Raw genomic sequence first — 19,409 nt, 5'->3', positions numbered from 1 at the left:
GTCAGGCGTGACCCGCCGTCGTCGGGAGCATGCCGAGCAGGGCGTCGGCGGCCAGGGAGGCAGCCGGGCCGGTGGGGACTGCTACCGAGACCTGCCAGTGGGAGGCGGTGCCGGGGGCGAGGGTGACGGTGGCGTGGTCGCCGCGTTTGGCGGCGATGCGCTCGGGGACGAGGGCCACGCCGAGGTTGTGTGCGACGAGCGCCAGGAGGGTGTGTACGTCGTTCACCTCGATCGTCACCGGATGCGCGACACCGGCCGTGGCGAACGCGCGGTCGGAGATCGCACGGGCGCCCCAGGTCGGGTCGAAGTCGACGAACGACTCCCCCGCCAGGTCGTCCAGCGTCACGCCGGACGCCTTCGCGAGGCGGTGGTCGGGGGCGCAGACGAGCACCATCGACTCGCGGGACAGCGGGCGCAGATCGAGCCCGTCGACCGGGTCGCCGGCGGTCGCGACGAACGCGACGTCGAGGCGGCCGGAGGCGAGTTCGTCGAGCATCGGCGTGGAGCCGCCCTGCCGGACCTCGATCTCCACCCCTGGATACGCGGAGCGGAACTTGGCGAGCAGCGCCGGTACGTCGACCACCCCGAGGCACTGCTCCAGCCCGACCGTCAGGTGACCGCGCAGCAGCCCCTGCACCGCGGCGACCGCGTCCTTCGCGGCCTCGGCGGCGGCCAGCGTACGGCGTCCCTCGCACAGCAGGGCCCGCCCCGCCTCGGTGAGCTCCACGCTGCGGGTGTTGCGCACGAACAGGGAGGCCCGCAGCTCCCGTTCGAGCGCGCGGATCGAGGCGGACAACCCGGACTGCGAGATCGACATCGCCTCGGCGGCCCGCGTGAAGTGCTTCTGCTCGGCCACCGCCACGAAGTGCTCCAAATGCCTCAGCTCCATAACTAAGAACTCTAGTCGATCGAACCAGCGTGATTCTGCGGTGCCGCATGTTGCCCCGCCCCCCGCCCCCGCCGCAGGCGACCGCCGGCCCATCACAATCGCCCCGAAGCCGCACCGTCCAGGCGGCGAGCGACGCCGGCGGCGCGATTGTGATGGCCTGGCGGTCCGCCCTGCCCCGTGCTGCGGACCCGCGCCTCCTGCGGTCGGTAGGGTGTGGTTCATGGCGGATGAGGAGTTTCGGGTTGAGGTTGTGCTTGGGAACGACGAGCACGGGTTGACGTTCTGGGAGCGGTTGCGGGCGTTGGATCTGGATGACGACGCGCAGAAGCGGCTCGGGAGTCAGGTGACGGTGACTCGGGACGGGAACCGGATGCTGCTGTACACGCACACGCTCGAGGACGCTCAGGAGGCGGAGCGGACCGCCAAGGATCTCGTCGGGGACGACCACCTCGAGGCGAAGTACACGATCACCCGCTGGAACCCTTCCGAGCAGGAATGGACCGACCCGAGTGTCCCGGTCGGGCCGCACGACGCGGCCGGGGACGCGGCAAAGAACGCGGACATGGAGGTTCCGGACCCGCGGTACGTCGTACTCCAGGCCTACAAGCCGGAGTTCCTCCGCGACCTGGGGCTGTGACCGCCTAGGGCACGTAGCCCGACCGTTCGCAGAAGGTGTCGGCCGCCCCTTGATGGGCGGCCGCTTCGTCTGCGCGATCGAGCGCGGTACAGCAGCGTGCCAGCAGGCTGTGGGCTCGCTGCTGTCCGATGCCGTAGTCGATGACCTCGCATTCGGCGAGGACAGCGGTCGCCTGGGAGTGGGCCAGGTCGACTTGGCCGTCCAGGAAGTTGCAGTAGGCCAGGTGGCAGCGGACCTCGGTCAGCACCGTTGTGTAGCCGGACTTCATCGCGAGCGGTTCCACCTCCTCCAGGTAGGTCCGGCCGGTCGCCACGTCACCGGCGTACAGGTAGGACTCGGCGAGCGCCTGCAACGCGACGCAGGTTTCGTACGTGCTGCCGATCTCGCGACTGATCTCCAGTACGTCGTTCGCGGTCGCGCGTGCTGCCTCGTGATCGCCACTGCGGTTCTGCACGTCAGCCAGTGCCAGGCCCCACTGAGCGCGGTCGAGGCGGTTGTCCACCAGCGGCTCGGCGGCTTTCAGGTCAGCCATCGCAAGGTCCAGTTGACCGGTGTCCTTATAAGCACCGGCACGATTGATCAGGGCAACGAGTTGGTCGACCCCGCTGGAGAGACGCAACGACTCGGTAGCGCAGGTCACCGCCTCGCGGAACTCCCCGAGATGCAGGTGGTTCATCGCCTGCGCGTTCAGACCGCGCGGCATCCGCTCGAACTCCCCACAATCGCGGAAGACCGCCAACCCGCGGCCGAACAGCTCCGCAGCCCTCCGAAGCTGACCCTGGGCGTTATGGCTGACAGCCAAGTTGCACAGCAACGCCCCCTCGCCAAGCGTGAAACCGCCCGCGCGATAAAGCTCCACGGCCTGCTCGAAACACTCGATCGCTTCGTCCCCGGAACCCCCGGTCCGGGCCAGGGCTCCGCGTGCGTGCAGCATCGCGCCACGGCCGAGCAGGTCACCGGACGCCCGAGCGCCGGCCTCACCGTGCTGGATCAGCGCACGCCAAACGCTGAGCAGGCTGTTCTTGGCAAGGTACAGCCGAAGAGCGTCGGTAAGCTGCCACGCGACATCGCCGGTACCGACCTCCAGTGCGCGCTGCGCAACAGCCTCGACGTTGCCGAGCTCCGCGCTCAGCCACGCTTCCGGATCGGCGACGGCGCGCTCGCCGTACGACGGTAGCGGAACGCGGACCCCTGTGGGTTCGAGAGCCGTCATCGCGGCGTCCGCGGTGCCTACATACCAATGACACAAGGAAATCCAGGCGTCGAGATCCGGCTCGGCGAGCTGAGCGGCGTACTCCTTGACGAGGTCGTGCATGAGATATCGCCCACGCCCGACAGGTTGCAGCAGGCTCGCGGCCTCGAGGCGGTCGAGGACCTCGTCGTACGACGGTCCGATGAGCGCCTCCGCCGCGCCGGGTGCGAACTCCTGCCCCGGGAACAGCGACAGCAACCGGAACCCGCGCTGGACCTCCGGGTCAAGGAGGTCGTACGACGTCCGGAACGCCGAGCTGACCGCGGTGTCGTCGTCGATGGTCAGCGACGCGAGCGCGCCCCGGCGACGCATCCGGTCGACGAAATGCGCGACCGAGCCGCGCGCCCCGACCGCGCCCGCGATCCGGAGGGCGAGCGGTAGACCCCCGCACAACTCGGCAAGGTCCTCCACTTCTTCGTCGGTGGAGCGATCGAGCATCGACTGGAGGAGCGACTTGCTGGCCTGCGGGGTCAGCGCGGGTACGCGGATCGGGATGCCGCTGTCGAGGGCGGCGAGCGCGTCCAGCGGGTTCCGGCTCGTGATCAGGACCGCGCTGGACGGCGTACCCGGGAGGAGGTGCCGGACCTGGGCGGCGTCGCGGGCGTCGTCGAGGACGAGCAGCACGCGCCGGGTTGCCAGGCGGGAGCGGAACAGCGCGGCACGGGCATCGCGGTCGTCGGGCATGGCTTGCGGCTCCACGCCGGACGCCCGCAGGAGTTCGACGAGTACGTCGTCCGCGCGCCGAGGCTGATCCGATGCGCCACGCAGACGGACGAACCACTGACCGTCCGGGAATCGCGCGGTCACCTCGTGCGCGACGCGGACGGCGAGAGCTGTCTTGCCGACGCCAGGCGTCCCGGACAGCGCGACGATCCGGACGCCGTCGGTCGTGGTCAGCAGATCGACAACCTCGCGGACGAGCTCGGCCCGCCCGACGAGGTTGCGGATGTCGAGCGGCAGCTGGTTCTGCTGCTGCCACTCGCTGTCGGGTGCGTCGAGCGTCGATGTCAGGATCGACTGGCGAAGGGCGCGGAGGTCGTCCGTCGGATCAAGTCCGAACTCGTCGACGAGCCGCTCGGCGAAGGCGTCGTACGTCGACAATGCCTCGGACTGCCGGCCGCAGCGGTACAGGGCGATCATCAGCAGCGCGGTCAGGCGTTCGCGCAGCGGCTCTTGTGCGCTGATCGTCTGGAGGTCCGGGACGACGTCGGCGTGCTCACCGCGGGAGAGGCGCGCATCGTAGTACTGCTCGAACGCGGTCAGCCGTTCCTCGTTGAGGCCGACGGCGACGGTGGGCTCGACGCTGACCGGATCGCCGCGCCATCGTTCGAGCGCGCTGCGGAGGTGGTCGACCCGTTGGGCCGGGTCCGCGGCCGCGGCGGCGAGATCGGAGCGGAAGGCAACGAGATCGGTCGGCTCCGCGGCGAGCAGGTAGCCGCGGCCGCGGGTCTGCAGTACGTCGGCGCCGACGATGTCGCGCAGGCGCCGTACATAGGTATGGACGGTCGCGGTGGGGTTCGCCGGCTGGGGCGCGCCGTCGGGCCAGAGCCCGTCGATCAGCTCGTCCACCGAGACCACACGATGCGGGCGCAGCAGCAGGATCGCGAGGAGCGCGCACAACCGCGGAGCCGGCGTGGGGAGCGTGCGTCCGTCGACGACGATCTCGAGCGGGCCCAGGATGCGGAACTCCATGTGCATAGTCTGTCAGCCATGGATGTCGTGCTGAGCCCTGTCACGGAAGATGATCTGTGGTTGTTCCAGCGTTTCGCGGTGGAGCCGGGGCTGATCGGGCTGGACTGGGGCGGGTTCCGGGACGCGCAGGCTCCGGTACGGCGATTCGCGGAGGACGGATTCCTCGGGAAGGACGACTCGCGACTGATCGTCCGGGCGAACGCCGAGACGGCCGGGTTCGTGATGTGGCGGTCCGGGTCGTTCGACCATTTGACGACGTACTGGGAGATCGGGATCGCGCTGCTGCCGGAGTACCGCGGGCGTGGGATCGGGTGGCGGGCGCAGGCGATGCTGACGGCGTACCTGTTCGAGCACACGCCGGTGTACCGGATTCAGGCGGCGACACATCCGGAGAACCTGGCCGAGCAGAAGTCGTTGGAGAAGGCGGGTTTCCGGCTCGAGGGAGTGATCCGGGGCAGCGAGTTCCGCGCCGGGCAGTTCCGGGACGCGCACCTGTACAGCCGGTTGCGGGACGATCCAGCACCGGAACTCGGCAACAGTTCGGTGACGGGAACCGGCTTCGACCCGGTCGGGGAACCTCTCGCGGAATAGTCTCGGCGGGTCGCTGCACGTCGACCGGGCGTGCTTCTGCGACGCTGAAAAGTGCTGAGGAGAGGGGAACTCGTGTCTCGTCGACGTGGTCTTGCTGCCGCTGCCGTCGTACTGTCGTTCGGTCTGGCGGGGTGCTCGGACGTGGCCGCGAGCGAAACGACACCGTCTCCCACGCAGCCTTCCAGCAGCACTCCCCCGACGGCTGAGCCGAGTGCAACGCCGACGGTCAAGCCGACTGTGAAGCCCACGGTGAAGCCGAAGCCCAAGGTGAAGCAGCGGCCGCAGTACTACGCCCTGCGGGTCGAACGCCAACTGGACAAGCTCGGATACCCGGTCGGCGACGTCGACGGGGACATCACCGCCCGCGCCAAGCAGGCGCTGTGCGCGTGGCGCGAGACGCACGGGCTGCCGGTGAGCCGGGGCGGCCTGACCCTGAACGACGCGTACTCGGTGCTCAACGCAACCAAACGCCCGACGCCGACACGCGAGCCCGGCATCTACGTGAACAAGACTTGCCAGATCATGTACCAGATCGTCGGGAAGTCCTACAAGCGGATCGTCTGGATCTCGACCGGCGCCCCCGGGTACGACACCCCGAACCGCACCGGCAAGGTCTGGCGCAAGTGGGCCGGCGCGCACGAGAGCAGCCTGTACGACGACGCGTACATGTACGACTCCATCTACTTTCTGAAGGACCGCCCCGGCATCGCGCTGCACGGCTCCCGCGTCAACTCCCTCGTCAAGCCCTACCCCGCCAGCCACCGCTGCGTCCGCGTCACCCGCCCCGAAATCCACCACATCTTCCAAGAAACCCCCATCGGCACCAAGGTCCAGGTCTACGGCAAGTACTAATCCGCGCTCCTGCAGGGCTTTGCAGGATTCGGATCCAGATTTCGCTGGGGCAGCACCGGGCCTGATCTCCGGTTCAGTGTAAATCGGGCCCTGACCTGCGGTTTCTCGCCCATCGTTGCCCATCGATGACCGACACTTGTCAGCGTCCGACGGAGCAGTGACGGAGCAGAGAACGGCCAGCAGAGGCCGTGCGAGGTTGTGAGGGGAGAGTCTGTGGCGAGGCGACGCACAGGCCGGTCCGTCGTCGTGGCGGGAGTTGTCGTGGCGCTGGTTGTCGGGGTTGTCTGGTTGGTGGATTGGTTCCGGGGCAGGCTGCCTGGCGAGTCGTACGATCTCGATCCTGCCTGTGCCGGCAAGGTCTACGACGACGCCGCGCCGTACACGGGCGCCGCGCCGCACCCGGTTGTCGCCTTCAGTGAGAACGAGGCGGGCGTCCTCGATTTCGAATGGCCCTTGATAACGGAGCGGCCGGTCACCGACGACGTGCAACTCGTAGCCTGTGCCAGGCTGGCCAGTGAGGAGCCGTCCGGCCCCACCTGCGGCTACCACGCGCCGGCGATGCAGGTTCCGATAGTCGTCGCGACCTATCAGGTCACCGTGTACGAGCTCCGCACCGGCCGAGCGATGCGCACGTTCACCCTGCAGGGGAAGGATACCGAGTGCCCTTCCTTCCTCTACGAGGGTTTCGACGAGGGTCGGCTGGTCAGCCGACTGACCGACGAACAATGGCGCAAAGCCCTCGCCCCTCTGGTCGACGAGAATCGCTGAATCGGGAGTTCAGCGGATGAGCTTGTAGCGGCGCAGGGCTTCCTCGCGTTCGGCGTGATCGACGACAGGGTCGGGTGTCGATGGCCCGCGCGCTGCGCACGACCAGCACGTTCGGATGGATGGCATCCCTGTTCATGGCAGGCGAGGATCACGAGGCGAGGAACTCCTCGATGGCTTGGTCGAGCAGGCACCAGACGAGGACCCCGCCCCTAGCTGACCGGTGGCCCGGACAGGGATTGCTCGCGGCAGAGCTCCTCGAGACCAGAGCCCGCAGCTGACGGGTATCAGCTTCTGGCGATCGACATCACGCGTCCGTAGAAGTCGACCGTGTAAGTCTTGACGCCCGGCAGAGCATCAAACTTCTCGACGACAGCAGCACTCAGCGGCGTCGCCGATGTGATTGAGAGCAACTCGCCGGTGTGGACGTCGATCACCGTGACATGTCCCGGCCCGGTCGTGAACACGGGCGCAGCTGCGCGCGGGCTCACAGCAGCCGCGGCTGCCACCTGCGTGCCAGCGCAGAAGGTGCCTGCGGGCTGCTCAACCAGGTACGGGTCAGGACAGGGGTGGTTCGACGCCGAGGTTGCGGAGCGCCTCGGCGTAGATGGTGATGTTGCGGAGTTTGACGGATTCGTAACCGCGGATCAGGTCGGGGAGTTCGGCAAGTTGGACGGCGCGGTCGTAGGAGGCGATGTCCAGGTCGGCGGCCAAGGTGGTCACCATGGCGCGGTAGTGGTCGCGGAGAGTGCGTTCGAGTCTGCGGAGGTGGGCGTAGCCGAAGAGGTCGGCAGGGGTGCCGCGGAGGGACTTGAGGCGGGCGAGGGTGCGGAGCGTGCCGTGGGATCGGGGGCCGAAGGTGATCTTCTTCTTGCGGCCCAGTGCCCGGAGAACCGGTGGGTGGAGTTTGAAGGAGATCGCTCCGCCGCCGAAGGCCTCGTCGGTGGAGTTCAGGAAGGCCGGGTCGGTCAGGAGGCGGGCGACCTCGTATTCGTCCTTGTACGCCATCAGCTTGAACAGGTTGCGGGCGACGGCCTCGCTGAACCGGGTCTCGGCGGTGACGGCCTGTTCCGCGGCTGCGATGCGCGCGACGAAGTCGACGTAGGTGTCGGCGAGCTTGACGTTCTGGTAGTCGACCAGGTCGATTGCGCGGCGGGTGACAAGGCGCAGAATCTCGCCGTGGAGACCAGAGGTCGCGACCGACGCCGGGGCCTCACGCGGACGGGTCGGTGCGGGCGTCGTACCGGCGCGGCGGAACGCGGCGGGATCGGTGACGGCGACGCGGCCCCAGGTGAACGCTGCAATGTTCGCGGCCACCGCCGTGCCGTTGATCGTGATGGCTTCCTCGATGGCCGCGGCGGGGAGCCTGAGGGCACCGGTCTGGTACGCCGCGCCGACGAGCAGGAAGTTCGCGGCGATCGTGTTGCCGAAGATCCGGTCCGCTGCCTCCAGCGCGTCGAAGTCGAACAGTTCCACGCAGGCAGTGCGAACTCGCTCCAGCAGCCCCGCCTCTTCCGGGTGCCGGATCGACGGGTCGTACACCATTGCTCCGGTTGCGGTGCGGCTCGTGGAGACGACCGTCCGCGTCGAGATCGCGTTGCCGTAGGCAAGGTTTCGGTCCTCGGCGAGCGTGAGCAGATCGAAGCCGAGGAAGCAGTCCGCAGACCCGGGAGTCAACCGGTTGGCCGGTTCGAGATCGCCGGCGGCGAACCGTAAATGGCCAGTGACCGGGCCTGCCTTCTGGCTCAATCCGGTCTGGTCGAGCGACTCGACGGCGTACCCCGCCCGGAGTGCCGCTGTTGCGAGCACCTGGTTGACGGTGACGATGCCGGTGCCGCCGATGCCGGCCATGAAGACGTTCTGAGTAGCAGTGATTCGTTCCTCGGCGCTGCTCGGCGCGACTGCGGGCGGAGCCGGGAAGGCCGCAGTCCTGCGGGTACGGCGGGACGACGCCGTCTCGACCGTCACGAAGGACGGGCAATCGCCGTCGAGACAGCTGTAGTCGGTGTTGCACGACGTCTGCTCGATGCGGGTCTTGCGTCCGTACTCGGTCTCGACCGGCTGAACCGACAGGCAGTTGCTCTTCACACCACAGTCGCCGCACCCCTCGCAGACCGCCTCGTTGATGACGACGCGCTGAGTGCGAGCCGGGAGGCTGCCGCGCTTGCGCTGTCGACGGGCGTCCGCGGCACAGTGCTGGTCGTAGATCAGCACCGTCACGCCGGAAACCTCTCGCAGCATCCGCTGGGCTTCATCAAGGCGGTCACGGCTCCACAACAAGGTGCCTGGGGCAAGATCGCGACGGCGATACCGACCCGGCTCATCGGCGCAGACCACGATCTTCTTCACACCCTCGACGTGCAGTTTGTGGGTCAACTGCGGCACTGTGAGCGCGCCCTCGGCGTCCTGTGCACCGGTCATCGCGACGACGTCGTTGTAGAGCACCTTGTAGGTAATGTTCACCCCGGCGGCGATACAGGCCTGGACTGCCAGTTGGCCTGAGTGGAAGAAGGTGCCGTCACCAACGTTCTGGAAGATGTGGCCGGCATCGGTGAACCATGCCTGGCCGATCCACTGGGCGCCCTCGCCGCCCATCTGGGTGACACCTGTGACCGCGCTGTCCTGTCGGTCGGAGATGGTGACCATGGCGTGGCAGCCAATACCGCCACCGGCCATCGACCCTTCCGGGATGGCGGTGGACTTGTTGTGCGGGCAACCGCTGCAGAAGTACGCCGCTCGGCTGCTCGAGAGCAGAGGGAGCGGAATGCGCTTCGCGGGCGGCGGAGTGACTGCGACCAGGTCCCCGAGCAGATGCCGCATCGGCGCGAGCAACCGGCCCGAGGTGAGTTCGCCGTCGGCCGGGATCAGCATGCGCCCGGCGGTGTCACGCTTCCCGAGGATCTGCGGTGCGTTCGGCGTACCGTAGAGGATCTCGCGGATCTGGGTCTCGACGAACGCCGTCTTGTCCTCCACCACCACGATCCGGTCCAGCCCTTCGGCGAACGAGCGGACTGTACCGTGGGCAACCGGGCTCATCAGCCCTAGCCGCAGTACCCGGACGCCCGCCTGGGCGAGCGCCTCGTCGGTGACACCCAGATCGCTCATGGCCTGGCGCATCGAGTCGTAACAGCTGCCCGAGGCAATGAATCCAACCGTGGCGTGAGCCGGGTCGATGTCGACGACGTCGAGCGAATTCGTGACGGCGTACATCCGCGCGAGTTCGGTCCGAGGGCCGACCAGCTCGGCCTCGGCGCGCACGATGGCGTCGGGCCGGAGAACCATCGGGCGCTGCGCGTAGGCGTAGGGCTTGCCGTCCCACTCGATCAATGGCACGACCGGGGTGACGCCGCTGACATCGGCACCGACGGCCCAGGCGCCGTCGGCAACGTCCGCGACGATCTTCAGCGCGACGACGCAGCCCGACGTCCGCGACATCTCAACCGCGTGCAGACCGAGCGTCACGATCTCGGCCGCGTTGCGCGGGAAGAGGACCGGGATCCCCAACGCAGCCAGGGAGCGCTCACTCACCGCCGGAACGGTCGAGGACTTCGACGCGGGGTCGTCACCGACCAGGAGTACGGCGCCCCCGTGCGGATTGACACCGTACATGTTGGCGTGGCGCAGCGCGTCGGTCGCGCGGTCGACGCCAGGCCCCTTGCCGTACCAGAAGCCGGTCACGCCGTCGTGGGAGCCGGTACCGAGCGGAAGCTCGATCTGGCTGCCCCACACCGAGGTCGCAGCGATCTCCTCGTTCAGACCGGGCACGAACCGGATGTCGTTCTCGTCGAGGACATCCTGCATGCCGGCCAGCAGCCGGTCCAGCCCACCGAGCGGACTCCCCTGGTAGCCCGAGACGAAGGACGCCGTCCGCAGTCCGCGTCGCCGGTCGAGTGCGCGATGCTCGACGAGCAGTCGCGCGATGGCCTGGACACCGGTCAGCAGCGTCGTCGGCCCGGACGGCCGGAATCGGTCGGCGAGGTTGTACGGCGACGCGGCGACAGGCCGGTCCACAGTGATCTCGGCGGGGGCGATGGGGGTCATCGGCTCTCCAGGGGTCCGCAGCGGTTCCACCGAGCGTGCGGGCTGGTGGGCCGGGTCACAAGAGTTGTCGTGGAGTTTGGCGACGACCCGCAATTCATTTGTCGATTCGTCCCGTGTCAGCGCAACAAAGGCGATGTCTGGAGTAGACTTCGTTGCGTGCCCGAGCAGGCAGTACTCGATCCCACCGACCATGCGATCCTCGATCTCCTCAAGGAGAACGCCCGTCGCCCGCTCCGCGAGATCGCGACCGCTGTCGGCCTTACCGTCGCGCCCGTGCAGCGGCGCATCGCGCGGCTCGAGAAGCTGGGCGTGATCGAGCGCTACACGGTCAGGATCAACCACGGACGGATCGCGAGCGGCATCGAGGCGATGACCGAGCTCCAGTTCGCCGACGACCTCGATCTTGCGCAGATCATGGAGTTCGTCGCCCAGATCCCAGAGGTCGAAGAGGTTCTGACCCTCGCGGGTGATCCCGATGCACTGGTCCGGATCCAGGTCGAAGGTGTTGAGGATCTGCGCCGGGTCGTCAGCTCCCTGCGCTCCGCTCCGGCCATCGCCAGCACCAAGACCCTCGTCGTCCTAGAACAATGGACCCGGCGCGGCTGACCCACGCCATACCGCTCCCCCAAGAGGCGGGCGATCCTTCAGCCGTTCGGCCTGGTCGCGTACTGGTGGTTCGGGGTGAAGCGCAGACCGGTCTGCGGGTCGGTTCCGTCGATCATGTACTGGCCGGGGGCTATCCCGACGTAGGTCTCGGTCGTCGTACCGAAGCCGCCATAGATGCCGAGAATGCGCCGATGGTCTTCGTCGTAGAACAGGGTCGTGGTGTCGACGAGGAGTTTGCCGCCTTCCGCCCTGACGTTCTGGTGCCTTTGGAAGCTGGCGTACTCGCCGGACAGGCCGGCGTCGGACCGGGTCGGGACAGGGACGAACGGCGGTGTTGACTGCTTCCCGGTGAGATGCTCGATGGCAGCCGTGTGGAGGGCGTCGTTGAGGAAGACATCGGGGCCGGCCACAAGCTGACGATCACGGCGTCGAACTCCGGAACGATGCAGAAACTCGATCGTCCGCCCGGGGAGCCTCCACCGTGGCATCGGTCATCCCACAGGGGCCGAACAGTTCGGTCTGTAGTGCCTGCTCGTACGGCAGCCCGGTCTTTTCCTCGATGATCCGCGCCGCGAGCACGAACCGGATTGGAGATCCGGCGGCACCGGGCAAGGTGAGCCGCGGATCAATCGGCGGTCAGGTAGCGGTTGATGGTTGGTGCGAGCCAGCGGACGACCTCGTCGTCGGGCATGTCGGCCGCGGCAGGGAATCTCAGGACGTTGCGGCACAGCGCCATACCGAGGACCTGTGACGCGACCAGCACTGCTCTGGCAGCAGCCTGCTCGCCGGCGAAGGTGGCGATCATGGGCGCAAGCTGCGTACTGAAGATGTCACGCATGCGCTCGGCCGCGGCCGCATTGGTGACGCCCGTGCGCAACAGGACCTGAAGGCCTTCGTCGGCGCGCCACCGCTCGAGGAAGTGCCGGACGACCGTCTCGCCCAGGCGCTCGCGCGGGACCCGGCTCAGGTCGGGCAGGCGCAGGTCGAACTCGGCGGCGCTCGCGAACAGTTTGTCCTTCGAGCCGAAGTACCGCATGACCATCGCCGGATCGATACCGGCATCGGCGGCGATCGCGCGGATCGTGGCCCTCTCGTACCCATCACCGGCGAACCGCTCACGGGCCGCGGCCAGGATGACCGCCTTGGTGTCTGCTGCCGATCTCCTCATGTCAACGAGTGTAGGCCAACACCTGTTGACATCGCTATCGCAGTTAGTCAACACTTGTTGGCATCGGACGAGAGAGGAGCTAGTGAATGTCGAAGACCGTGCTGGTGACCGGGGCTTCCAGTGGCATCGGCCGGGCCACCGCGCTGCTGCTGGCCCGCGAGGGCTTCACCGTCTATGCCGGAGTGCGCCAGGAGGCCGACGGCGAGGCACTTGGACCGAAGGTCACGCCGATCACGCTGGACATCACCGATGCCGGGCAGATCGCAGATGCCGCCGCCCGTCTCGACCGCCTCGATGCGCTGGTCAACAACGCCGGCGTCGGCGTGACCGGGCCACTGGAATTCGTGTCCTTGGATGCTTTGCGGTGGCAGTACGAGGTCAATGTGTTCGGGCAGGTGGCCATCACCCAGGCGATGCTGCCCAAGTTGCGCGCCTCGGGCGGGCGGGTCGTCACGGTCGGCTCGGTCGGTAGCTGGATCACGCTGCCGTTCGGCGGTCCGCTGTGTTCGTCGAAGCACGCCATCCGTTCGCTCAACGACGCGCTGCGCATGGAGCTCAAGCCGTACGGCGTCGCGGCGGTACTGATCGAACCGGGATCCATCCACACTGCCGCGGTCGACAAACTGGAGGACGAGGTCGAGCCGCGGCTGACCGCGATCGGCGAGCAGGGCAGAGAGCTGTACGGCGAGGCGTACCGGGCGATGACGTCCGCGGGACTGAAGGAAGAGCGTGCGGGATCCAGCCCGGACGTGGTCGCCCGCGCCATCCTGCACGCGCTGACCGCGAGCAAGCCTCGCTCCCGCTACCCCGTCGGCAAGAAGTCACGGCTGATGAGCACGCTCGGCCGCATCGTCCCGCAGTACACCCTCGACGCCCTGCGCCTGCGCGCGCTCGGCCTGTCCTGAACGGAACAGACCAGGACCTCGAAGACTCGACTCCGGCTGGCCCACCTTCACCCGACTCACTTGACCAAGGAGATTCTCATGAAGCTCGTCAATGACCAGCTCGCCGTCAAGGCCCGCACGCTGCCTCCGACCGGTGACGGCTTTCTCATGCTCGCCGGCGAGGTCGGCACCTGGCGTGGACCCTTCGCGTCTCCTCCTGCACGACTCACCGCCCAGCTCAAAGCCCTGGTCGCGGGACTCGACGCACCCGAGGTTCGCGAGGCCAACGTGTTCCGCGCCGTCCTGCGGCCACCCGGCGAAGGCAACGAAGTCCTGGCCGCACGAGGAATCCGGCCGGCCCGCTTCGACATCGTCCTGCTGATCCGTACCGAATCCGTGCAGGCCGCCGAGGATGTGCGGGACAGCACCGCCTACCAGGAGATCGCGCGAACGCTCGGCGCGGTCGCCCGCCGTACCCACGAAATCGTCGCCGGCAACGCCGGCCTGCTCGGCGACGTCGACCACACCCAGAACCACTGCTACCTGTTCAACTACTTCTACGCCGACGATCGCGACACGCTGCTGAAGGTGTGGGAGTACACCGCCGGCTGGTTCCAGGCCAACACGGCGCTCCCCAACTCCGCCCTGATGCGGCCCGTGGACGGCGAGCCCGCCGACTACGGCCTGATCAACCACGCCAGCTGGCCCACCTGGCGAACCTTCCTGCCCAGCCTCATCTTCCGGCCCACCTACCGCAACTTCGTGCTGGCCAACTTCAAAGCGAACGCCGTCGCCGCACAACCGACCATCTACCGCCGCGCCTGACCACGGTTGCAAGGCTGGCGGGCGGAGCCGAACTCGCGGTTGGACTTCGGGCCGATGTCATCGATCCGTAAGGCCGGTCGCAGAGTAGCGGGTGGCAAGCTTACGGTGAGAGACGTCGATGGGCTGGAGTCCGAGTGTTCGTACAGCGGTTGGCTGGGCTGATTCTGTCCTCGGGCCTGGTCGTTCTGGCCGGCTGTGGTAGCGACGAGCCTGCGACTTCGGGCGGTGAACCGACCACACAGACCACACCGACCGCTGCTCCGAGCAGTGCTGGCCAGCCGTCCGTCACGAAGCCCTCGACGCCCGCGGCGCCGACCACGGCCGGCGCCGTCGTTCCGGACATCCTGCAATTCACCGCCATGACCGTGGACGGCAAGACCTTCCAGGGCTCCGCCTTGGCGGCGAAACCCGTGGTGCTGTGGTTCTGGGCGCCGTGGTGCCCGAAGTGCCGGGCGCAGGCCGACGCGACGGCCAAGGTGGCGAGCGACTACCAGGGGAAGGTGAACGTCGTCGGCGTGGCCGGTCTGGACAAGACCGGCGCGATGCGAGACTTCGTCACCGACCAGAAGGTGAGCGGATTCCCGCACCTCGCGGACGAGGCCGGAGTGGTCTGGAAGCGCTTCGGGATCACCGAGCAAAGCATGTACGTCGTGCTGGATGCCCAAGGCAACAAGGCCTTCAGCGGCACGCTGGTCAACGGTGACGGTCTCGCCGACCAGGTCGCCAAAGTCGTCGGCTGAGCCGTCGGTGAACGAGCTTCCGGTAGCACTGGCACTCGGGGCAGGCATGCTGGCCGCGGTCAATCCCTGCGGATTCGCCATGCTGCCGGCCTACCTGTCGCTGCTCGTGGCCGGTGACGACTCGCCGCGCCGTACTGTCGCCGTCGGCCGGGCTCTGGCGGCCACCGTCGCCATGACCGCCGGTTTCGCTGCGGTCTTCGGGCTGTTCGGCCTGGCGATCGCACCCGTGGCGGGCGAGGTCCAGCAGCATCTGCCCTGGTTCACCATCGTCTTGGGGCTGGTCCTCGCGCTCGCGGGACTGTGGCTGGTCCTCGGACGCGACCTTCCGGTCGTGGTACCCAAGCTCCGGCGCGGGCCGGCGGTCACTCGGACGGCCGTCTCGATGATCCTGTACGGCGCCACGTACGCGATCGCCTCACTCGGCTGCACGATCGGCCCGTTCCTCGCCATCGTCGTGTCCACGTTCCGCACCGACGACATCGCGAGCGGCGTCGTACTGTTCGCGGCGTACGCGGCGGGCATGGGACTGATCGTAGGAACCGCGGCGCTGGGCGTCGCACTCGCCCGAGCCGGAACCGTCGGGCGTCTGCGCCGCTTCGGCCGCCTCGCGGGCCGGCTGGGCGGCGTCGTCCTGCTGATCGCCGGCTCGTACGTCGCCTATTACGGCTGGTACGAGATCCGGGTGTTCCGTGGTACCACGACCAGCGATCCTGTCATCGACGCAGCCGCTCGGCTGCAGGCCTGGATCGCCGATGCTGTCGGCCGACTCGGGGCAACGACGATCGGCGTGGTCTTCGCGCTGCTCCTCGCACTCGCCCTGGTCCTCGTCCTCCGGCGCAGTCCCCGGAAACGCCCACCGAACTGAGTCGCCGGAGCGCACCGGGTTCGCCCCTATCGCCGTCTTCGCCGAGGTTTCACGTCCCGATGCCGGCGAGCCACGTGCCGACTACCTCCTCGTAGAGGTCGGGCACCTCGAGGGGAAGCAAGTGGCCGACGTCTTCGATCGACCGGGAGGTCCAGCTCGGCCGCCGGGCGTGCTGCAGGAGCGACGCGGGGTCGACCAGCGGATCGTCGCTTCCCCACAGCACAAGTACGGGCGCGCGCACGGAATCGAGCGCTGCGTTCGTCGTCCGCTGGGAGATGAACATGGCTTCGATCACCGACGCGAACGCCGTGGCTGTGCCCGCCAGACGCTCCGGGTGCTCGCTCGCCGCGTCGAGGTCGTCGAGCCACAGGGCGACCTGAGCACCGGCGACCCGGTCCGGGTCTCCGCCGATGCGGATGGTGCGGCTACCTGACGTATCCCCGGGAGTTTTGATCGCGTTGCGCTTGGAGGCCAGGATTCTCCGGCCCACCAATCGCAGCGCGACGCGTGTCGTCGGCGGGCCGGCGGCGACGACGAGGCGTCCCAGCGTCTGCCACCCGAGCGTCTCAGTCCGCGATGCCCGGCGCCACGGCAGCGCCGGGGCAACCAACACCACTCCCCGAGTCTTGCCGGGCATCATCCCTGCGGCGAGCGCCGCCACCAGCCCACCCGTCGACCAGCCGTGCAGCACCACCTCGCCTTCGAGGCGGAGCCGGCGGACGAACGCCACCACGAATCGCGCGTCGAGGTCCGCACGTGGCCCGCGTCGGTAGGGAGCACCGGTGTGGCCGGCAATCGTCCCCGGGAGGTCGACGGAAATCACCGGGCCGAACCGTCTCAGGTGAGGGACGAGGTCGATCCACATGCTTGCACTGCCGGTCATCGGGGGCACGAGCAGGTGAGTCGCCGCGCCGGGAGCCGCGGCTGCATCAGGGTCCGCACGGACGTAGTGCACTGGCACGCCGCACACGCTCGTCGACATGCTGCGCAAACCGGTCCACTGCTCCGACCGGGCACCCCAGTCGTCATACCGCACGAGAACCCTCCTCCCAGGCGATCGTCGCAGGAAACACAGTGGCTGTTGCCCGTGGAATGCGCCGTACGGTCAGGTCGGCGAGGTGAAGCCTTGGCTCAGTGACGCTCACAGCCTGTTCTCTTGTGACTTGGAGCGGAGGACGTATCGCGCCGGGTCGCTCGGGGCTCGTGCTCCGGATGCCAGCCAGTCTTCGAAACCGGTGGGATTTCTTCGCTCCAGCTCGTCGAGAACCTGGCCGCGGAAGCGTGCGATCGACGCCTTGGTCTCTGCGGAGTCGGCGTGCTCGAGCTCCACGTAGCTTCGTCGCCAGGCCAAGCAAAGTTCCCGGTCGGTCATCGCCTCCACCGCCGGTGCTGTCGGCTCACGCAGACCGGCCCGCGACGCAGCTCGACGTTCGGAAACGTTCTGAACGGATCCCGGTGGCATCGACAGTCGCCTCCTCGCGCGCCACCACACCACCGCACCGGGAGATGTCACGCCCATCAAAACGGCCAGTGGTAGAACTGCAGCTCCGATCAGGCTGCTCAATCCGAACATGGCAACCACCACCGCTCCAGCCAGGCCGCCGTGTGGCGAGGCTCTGGTCGGTGGGTACGGCCGCGAGAAGGAGTCCGGGGATGCATCGCTTCCTCCGATGGGCAGCGGGACAGCTACACCGCCGACCAGACTTCCCGGCACTCCGAAAAGGATGTTACCGCGAAACCCCGGGGCCGTCACCGTTCCACGCCTCCGTGGTCCAGGCCCAAATCGGCATGCCTACGCGAGTACGCGCTCCAGTAGCGCATCGAGCGTGATGACGCCGAGCAGCGGTCCGTTGTGTTCCGCGATCGCTACCAGCGGGCTGCGTGATCGGGCCATGACGGCGGCGATCTCGAGCACTGTGGCGTCGGGTTCGAGCACCGGAAGGTCTCGGTGTTCCTGCGGCAGCGCCTCCGCGACCGTGCGGTCGCCCAGATTGCGAACGAACAGATCAGCAGATCGCTCGTCGATGACGCGCGCGAGTGCGGGATCGTCCTGGCAGTAGCCCGGCACGGCGAGCTGCAGCACCTGCGTGCCAGGCAGGATGGTCACAGGCCGGTCGCCGTCGACCACGATCAGACCGGGAAGATTCTCGGCAGCCATCAATCTGGCCGCGTCAATCACCGGCGTGCTCAGGTCCACCGTCGGATAGGGCGCAGCAAGTTCACCAGCACGCATCGAGTGCCTCCAGACAGATCGAGGTCGGTAACGCCAATCAGGACAGAACGAAATAGCGCAGCCACAGGTACGGCGCCGCAACGACAATCGTGATGGCCGTCATCACGATGCCCTTGCGGGTGAACTCCCAGAAACTGATCGGATGCCCTGCCCGCAGCGCCAGCCCGATCACGACGACATTGGCGCTCGCCCCGACCGCGGTCGCGTTGCCGCCGAAGTCCGCTCCGATCGCCAGCGACCACCACAACGCCTCCGCCTGGACCGGATCCTGGATGCCCTTCGTGAGCTCCAGCACGACCGGACTCATCGTGGCGACGTACGGGATGTTGTCCACGATCCCGGACAGGACCGCGGACACGACCAGGATCAGCATCACTGCCAGCAGCGCACGGCCTTCGGTGATCTTTCCGATCTGGTCGGCCAGCTCACCGATCACGCCGGTCTTCACCAGAGCACCGACCATCACGAACAGCCCGGCGAAGAACAGCAGCGTCTGCCACTCGACACTCGCCATGTAATGACGGGTCTCCACCCGAGAGATCAGCACCAGCAGGCCGGCGCCGAGCAGCGCCACCACCGACGGCTCGATGTCCACGACCGCACGGCCGACGAACCCGGCGAAGACCAGCAGCAGCACAGCACCGCACTTGATCAGCAGCCGCGGATCTTCGATCGCCTCCCGCTCGTTCAGCCGCATCACGCCGTCCACACGCTCCGGGTCCACCCTGAACGAGCCCTTGAACAACCAGGGCAGCACAAGCGTGAAGACGATCATCTCGATGATCACCAGCGGCGCCATGTGTACCAGGAAGTCGTTGAATGTCAGGCCGGATCGGCTGGCGATGATGATGTTCGGCGGATCACCGATCAGCGTCGCCGCACCGCCGATGTTCGACGCCAGCACCTCAGCGATCAGGAACGGCACCGGACTGATGCCGAGGCGATCACAGACCAGCAGCGTGACCGGCGCGATCAGCAGCACCGTCGTGACGTTGTCCAGCAACGCCGACGCCACCGCGGTGATCAGCGTCAGCAGGATCATCACCCGCAGCGGCGACCCCTTCGCCCGCTTGGCCGCCCAGATCGCGATGTACTCGAACACACCCGTACGGCGAACGATGCCGACGATCACCATCATGCCGAAGAGCAGAAAGATGACGTCCCAGTCGACACCTGTCTCGTGCGAGTAGAACGCGTGCTCCGCATCGGTCACCCCGAGCGCCAGCAGCACCGCCGCTCCCCCGAGGGCGGCGTACAGCTTGTGCACCCATTCCGAAGCGATCAGCACATAGGCGACCACGAACACGACCACCGCGATGATCGTCATGCGCGGCACCCGTCAGGCAGCGCGTCGGCGTACGCAGCAGCG

20 protein-coding genes are annotated in these 19,409 nt (G+C 67.7%); 9 read left to right on the top strand and 11 right to left on the bottom strand.

The annotated features are described in order from the left end of the window. Nucleotide 1: 1 nt before the first annotated feature. Nucleotides 2-889: a LysR family transcriptional regulator gene (locus tag BJY22_RS19785; RefSeq protein WP_167208863.1), complete on the bottom strand. Its 888-nt coding sequence runs from the start codon at nt 887-889 to the stop codon at nt 2-4. Between the two features lie 220 nt (nt 890-1,109). Between BJY22_RS19785 and BJY22_RS19780 the strand changes: the two genes are divergently transcribed. Continuing rightward, nucleotides 1,110-1,526 (top strand): hypothetical protein, encoded by a 417-nt coding sequence (locus BJY22_RS19780; protein ID WP_167208861.1) that lies wholly within the window; start codon nt 1,110-1,112, stop codon nt 1,524-1,526. A 4-nt stretch (nt 1,527-1,530) separates the two neighbouring features. On the opposite strand, the gene BJY22_RS19775 is transcribed toward BJY22_RS19780, so the two are convergent. Then, on the bottom strand, nt 1,531-4,470 hold the full coding sequence (locus tag BJY22_RS19775; RefSeq protein ID WP_167208859.1) for an AfsR/SARP family transcriptional regulator: 2,940 nt from the start codon (nt 4,468-4,470) through the stop codon (nt 1,531-1,533). A gap of 18 nt (nt 4,471-4,488) precedes the next feature. Between BJY22_RS19775 and BJY22_RS19770 the strand changes: the two genes are divergently transcribed. The 3 genes from BJY22_RS19770 (at nt 4,489) to BJY22_RS19760 (ending at nt 6,681) form a co-directional block, all read left to right on the top strand. Further along, nucleotides 4,489-5,061 carry a GNAT family N-acetyltransferase gene (locus BJY22_RS19770; protein ID WP_167208857.1) on the top strand — a complete coding sequence of 191 codons (573 nt, stop codon included), beginning with the start codon at nt 4,489-4,491 and terminating at the stop codon, nt 5,059-5,061. Nucleotides 5,062-5,310: 249 nt separating this feature from the next. Beyond that, complete coding sequence (locus BJY22_RS19765) at nt 5,311-5,913, top strand: L,D-transpeptidase family protein (RefSeq protein WP_337758788.1); 603 nt, start codon at nt 5,311-5,313, stop codon at nt 5,911-5,913. Between the two features lie 261 nt (nt 5,914-6,174). Next, nucleotides 6,175-6,681 carry a hypothetical protein gene (locus tag BJY22_RS19760; RefSeq protein WP_167208854.1) on the top strand — a complete coding sequence of 169 codons (507 nt, stop codon included), beginning with the start codon at nt 6,175-6,177 and terminating at the stop codon, nt 6,679-6,681. A gap of 284 nt (nt 6,682-6,965) precedes the next feature. On the opposite strand, the gene BJY22_RS19755 is transcribed toward BJY22_RS19760, so the two are convergent. Together BJY22_RS19755 and BJY22_RS19750 are read right to left on the bottom strand one after the other, a co-directional pair. Next, nucleotides 6,966-7,145, bottom strand: a complete 180-nt coding sequence (locus BJY22_RS19755; RefSeq protein ID WP_167208852.1) for a hypothetical protein — start codon at nt 7,143-7,145, stop codon at nt 6,966-6,968. A 91-nt stretch (nt 7,146-7,236) separates the two neighbouring features. Next, nucleotides 7,237-10,719, bottom strand: coding sequence for an indolepyruvate ferredoxin oxidoreductase family protein (locus BJY22_RS19750; protein ID WP_167208851.1), 3,483 nt, complete (start codon nt 10,717-10,719; stop codon nt 7,237-7,239). Nucleotides 10,720-10,788: 69 nt separating this feature from the next. Between BJY22_RS19750 and BJY22_RS19745 the strand changes: the two genes are divergently transcribed. Beyond that, a complete protein-coding gene (locus BJY22_RS19745) occupies nt 10,789-11,325 on the top strand; it encodes an AsnC family transcriptional regulator (protein ID WP_202891186.1) in 537 nt (178 codons plus the stop codon). Between the two features lie 38 nt (nt 11,326-11,363). On the opposite strand, the gene BJY22_RS19740 is transcribed toward BJY22_RS19745, so the two are convergent. The 3 genes from BJY22_RS19740 to BJY22_RS19730 are packed head-to-tail and all read right to left on the bottom strand — an operon-like array spanning nt 11,364 to nt 12,493. Then, nucleotides 11,364-11,735, bottom strand: coding sequence for a hypothetical protein (locus tag BJY22_RS19740; RefSeq protein ID WP_167208849.1), 372 nt, complete (start codon nt 11,733-11,735; stop codon nt 11,364-11,366). 10 nt (nt 11,736-11,745) lie between these two features. Beyond that, nucleotides 11,746-11,904: a serine hydrolase gene (locus BJY22_RS19735; RefSeq protein ID WP_167208846.1), complete on the bottom strand. Its 159-nt coding sequence runs from the start codon at nt 11,902-11,904 to the stop codon at nt 11,746-11,748. A gap of 46 nt (nt 11,905-11,950) precedes the next feature. After that, nucleotides 11,951-12,493: a TetR/AcrR family transcriptional regulator gene (locus BJY22_RS19730; protein ID WP_167208844.1), complete on the bottom strand. Its 543-nt coding sequence runs from the start codon at nt 12,491-12,493 to the stop codon at nt 11,951-11,953. An 86-nt stretch (nt 12,494-12,579) separates the two neighbouring features. Between BJY22_RS19730 and BJY22_RS19725 the strand changes: the two genes are divergently transcribed. The 4 genes from BJY22_RS19725 (at nt 12,580) to BJY22_RS19710 (ending at nt 15,807) form a co-directional block, all read left to right on the top strand. Continuing rightward, nucleotides 12,580-13,398, top strand: a complete 819-nt coding sequence (locus tag BJY22_RS19725) for an SDR family oxidoreductase (RefSeq protein WP_167208842.1) — start codon at nt 12,580-12,582, stop codon at nt 13,396-13,398. A 78-nt stretch (nt 13,399-13,476) separates the two neighbouring features. Beyond that, complete coding sequence (locus tag BJY22_RS19720; protein ID WP_167208841.1) at nt 13,477-14,202, top strand: hypothetical protein; 726 nt, start codon at nt 13,477-13,479, stop codon at nt 14,200-14,202. Between the two features lie 134 nt (nt 14,203-14,336). Beyond that, on the top strand, nt 14,337-14,942 hold the full coding sequence (locus tag BJY22_RS42480; protein WP_167208839.1) for a redoxin domain-containing protein: 606 nt from the start codon (nt 14,337-14,339) through the stop codon (nt 14,940-14,942). A 7-nt stretch (nt 14,943-14,949) separates the two neighbouring features. Further along, entirely contained in the window at nt 14,950-15,807 is an 858-nt protein-coding gene (locus BJY22_RS19710) for a cytochrome c biogenesis CcdA family protein (protein WP_337758787.1), read from the top strand. Between the two features lie 49 nt (nt 15,808-15,856). Here BJY22_RS19710 and BJY22_RS19705 read toward each other — a convergent pair whose 3' ends face one another. The 4 genes from BJY22_RS19705 to BJY22_RS19690 form a co-directional block, all read right to left on the bottom strand. Further along, complete coding sequence (locus BJY22_RS19705) at nt 15,857-16,843, bottom strand: alpha/beta fold hydrolase (RefSeq protein WP_167208835.1); 987 nt, start codon at nt 16,841-16,843, stop codon at nt 15,857-15,859. 105 nt (nt 16,844-16,948) lie between these two features. Continuing rightward, nucleotides 16,949-17,380 (bottom strand): hypothetical protein, encoded by a 432-nt coding sequence (locus BJY22_RS19700; protein ID WP_167208833.1) that lies wholly within the window; start codon nt 17,378-17,380, stop codon nt 16,949-16,951. 219 nt (nt 17,381-17,599) lie between these two features. Continuing rightward, nucleotides 17,600-18,040, bottom strand: a complete 441-nt coding sequence (locus tag BJY22_RS19695) for a CBS domain-containing protein (RefSeq protein ID WP_167208831.1) — start codon at nt 18,038-18,040, stop codon at nt 17,600-17,602. Between the two features lie 37 nt (nt 18,041-18,077). Further along, nucleotides 18,078-19,367 (bottom strand): ArsB/NhaD family transporter, encoded by a 1,290-nt coding sequence (locus BJY22_RS19690; RefSeq protein WP_167208814.1) that lies wholly within the window; start codon nt 19,365-19,367, stop codon nt 18,078-18,080. Nucleotides 19,368-19,409 lie beyond the last annotated feature (42 nt).

The sequence above is a fragment of the Kribbella shirazensis genome (assembly GCF_011761605.1).
In the GTDB taxonomy this organism is placed as follows: domain Bacteria; phylum Actinomycetota; class Actinomycetes; order Propionibacteriales; family Kribbellaceae; genus Kribbella; species Kribbella shirazensis.
This window is presented reverse-complemented; position numbering and strand designations above follow the sequence as displayed.

Bases quoted from the DNA above. Each gene is read 5' to 3' on its own strand.
- BJY22_RS19690 (WP_167208814.1), bottom strand. From the start codon at position 19,367: ATGACGATCATCGCGGTGGTCGTGTTCGTGGTCGCCTATGTGCTGATC.
- BJY22_RS19730 (WP_167208844.1), bottom strand. From the start codon at position 12,493: ATGAGGAGATCGGCAGCAGACACCAAGGCGGTCATCCTGGCCGCGGCC.
- BJY22_RS19770 (WP_167208857.1), top strand. From the start codon at position 4,489: ATGGATGTCGTGCTGAGCCCTGTCACGGAAGATGATCTGTGGTTGTTC.
- BJY22_RS19780 (WP_167208861.1), top strand. From the start codon at position 1,110: ATGGCGGATGAGGAGTTTCGGGTTGAGGTTGTGCTTGGGAACGACGAG.
- BJY22_RS19775 (WP_167208859.1), bottom strand. From the start codon at position 4,470: ATGGAGTTCCGCATCCTGGGCCCGCTCGAGATCGTCGTCGACGGACGC.
- BJY22_RS19750 (WP_167208851.1), bottom strand. From the start codon at position 10,719: ATGACCCCCATCGCCCCCGCCGAGATCACTGTGGACCGGCCTGTCGCC.
- BJY22_RS19785 (WP_167208863.1), bottom strand. From the start codon at position 889: ATGGAGCTGAGGCATTTGGAGCACTTCGTGGCGGTGGCCGAGCAGAAG.
- BJY22_RS19720 (WP_167208841.1), top strand. From the start codon at position 13,477: ATGAAGCTCGTCAATGACCAGCTCGCCGTCAAGGCCCGCACGCTGCCT.
- BJY22_RS19725 (WP_167208842.1), top strand. From the start codon at position 12,580: ATGTCGAAGACCGTGCTGGTGACCGGGGCTTCCAGTGGCATCGGCCGG.
- BJY22_RS19700 (WP_167208833.1), bottom strand. From the start codon at position 17,380: ATGTTCGGATTGAGCAGCCTGATCGGAGCTGCAGTTCTACCACTGGCC.
- BJY22_RS19695 (WP_167208831.1), bottom strand. From the start codon at position 18,040: ATGCGTGCTGGTGAACTTGCTGCGCCCTATCCGACGGTGGACCTGAGC.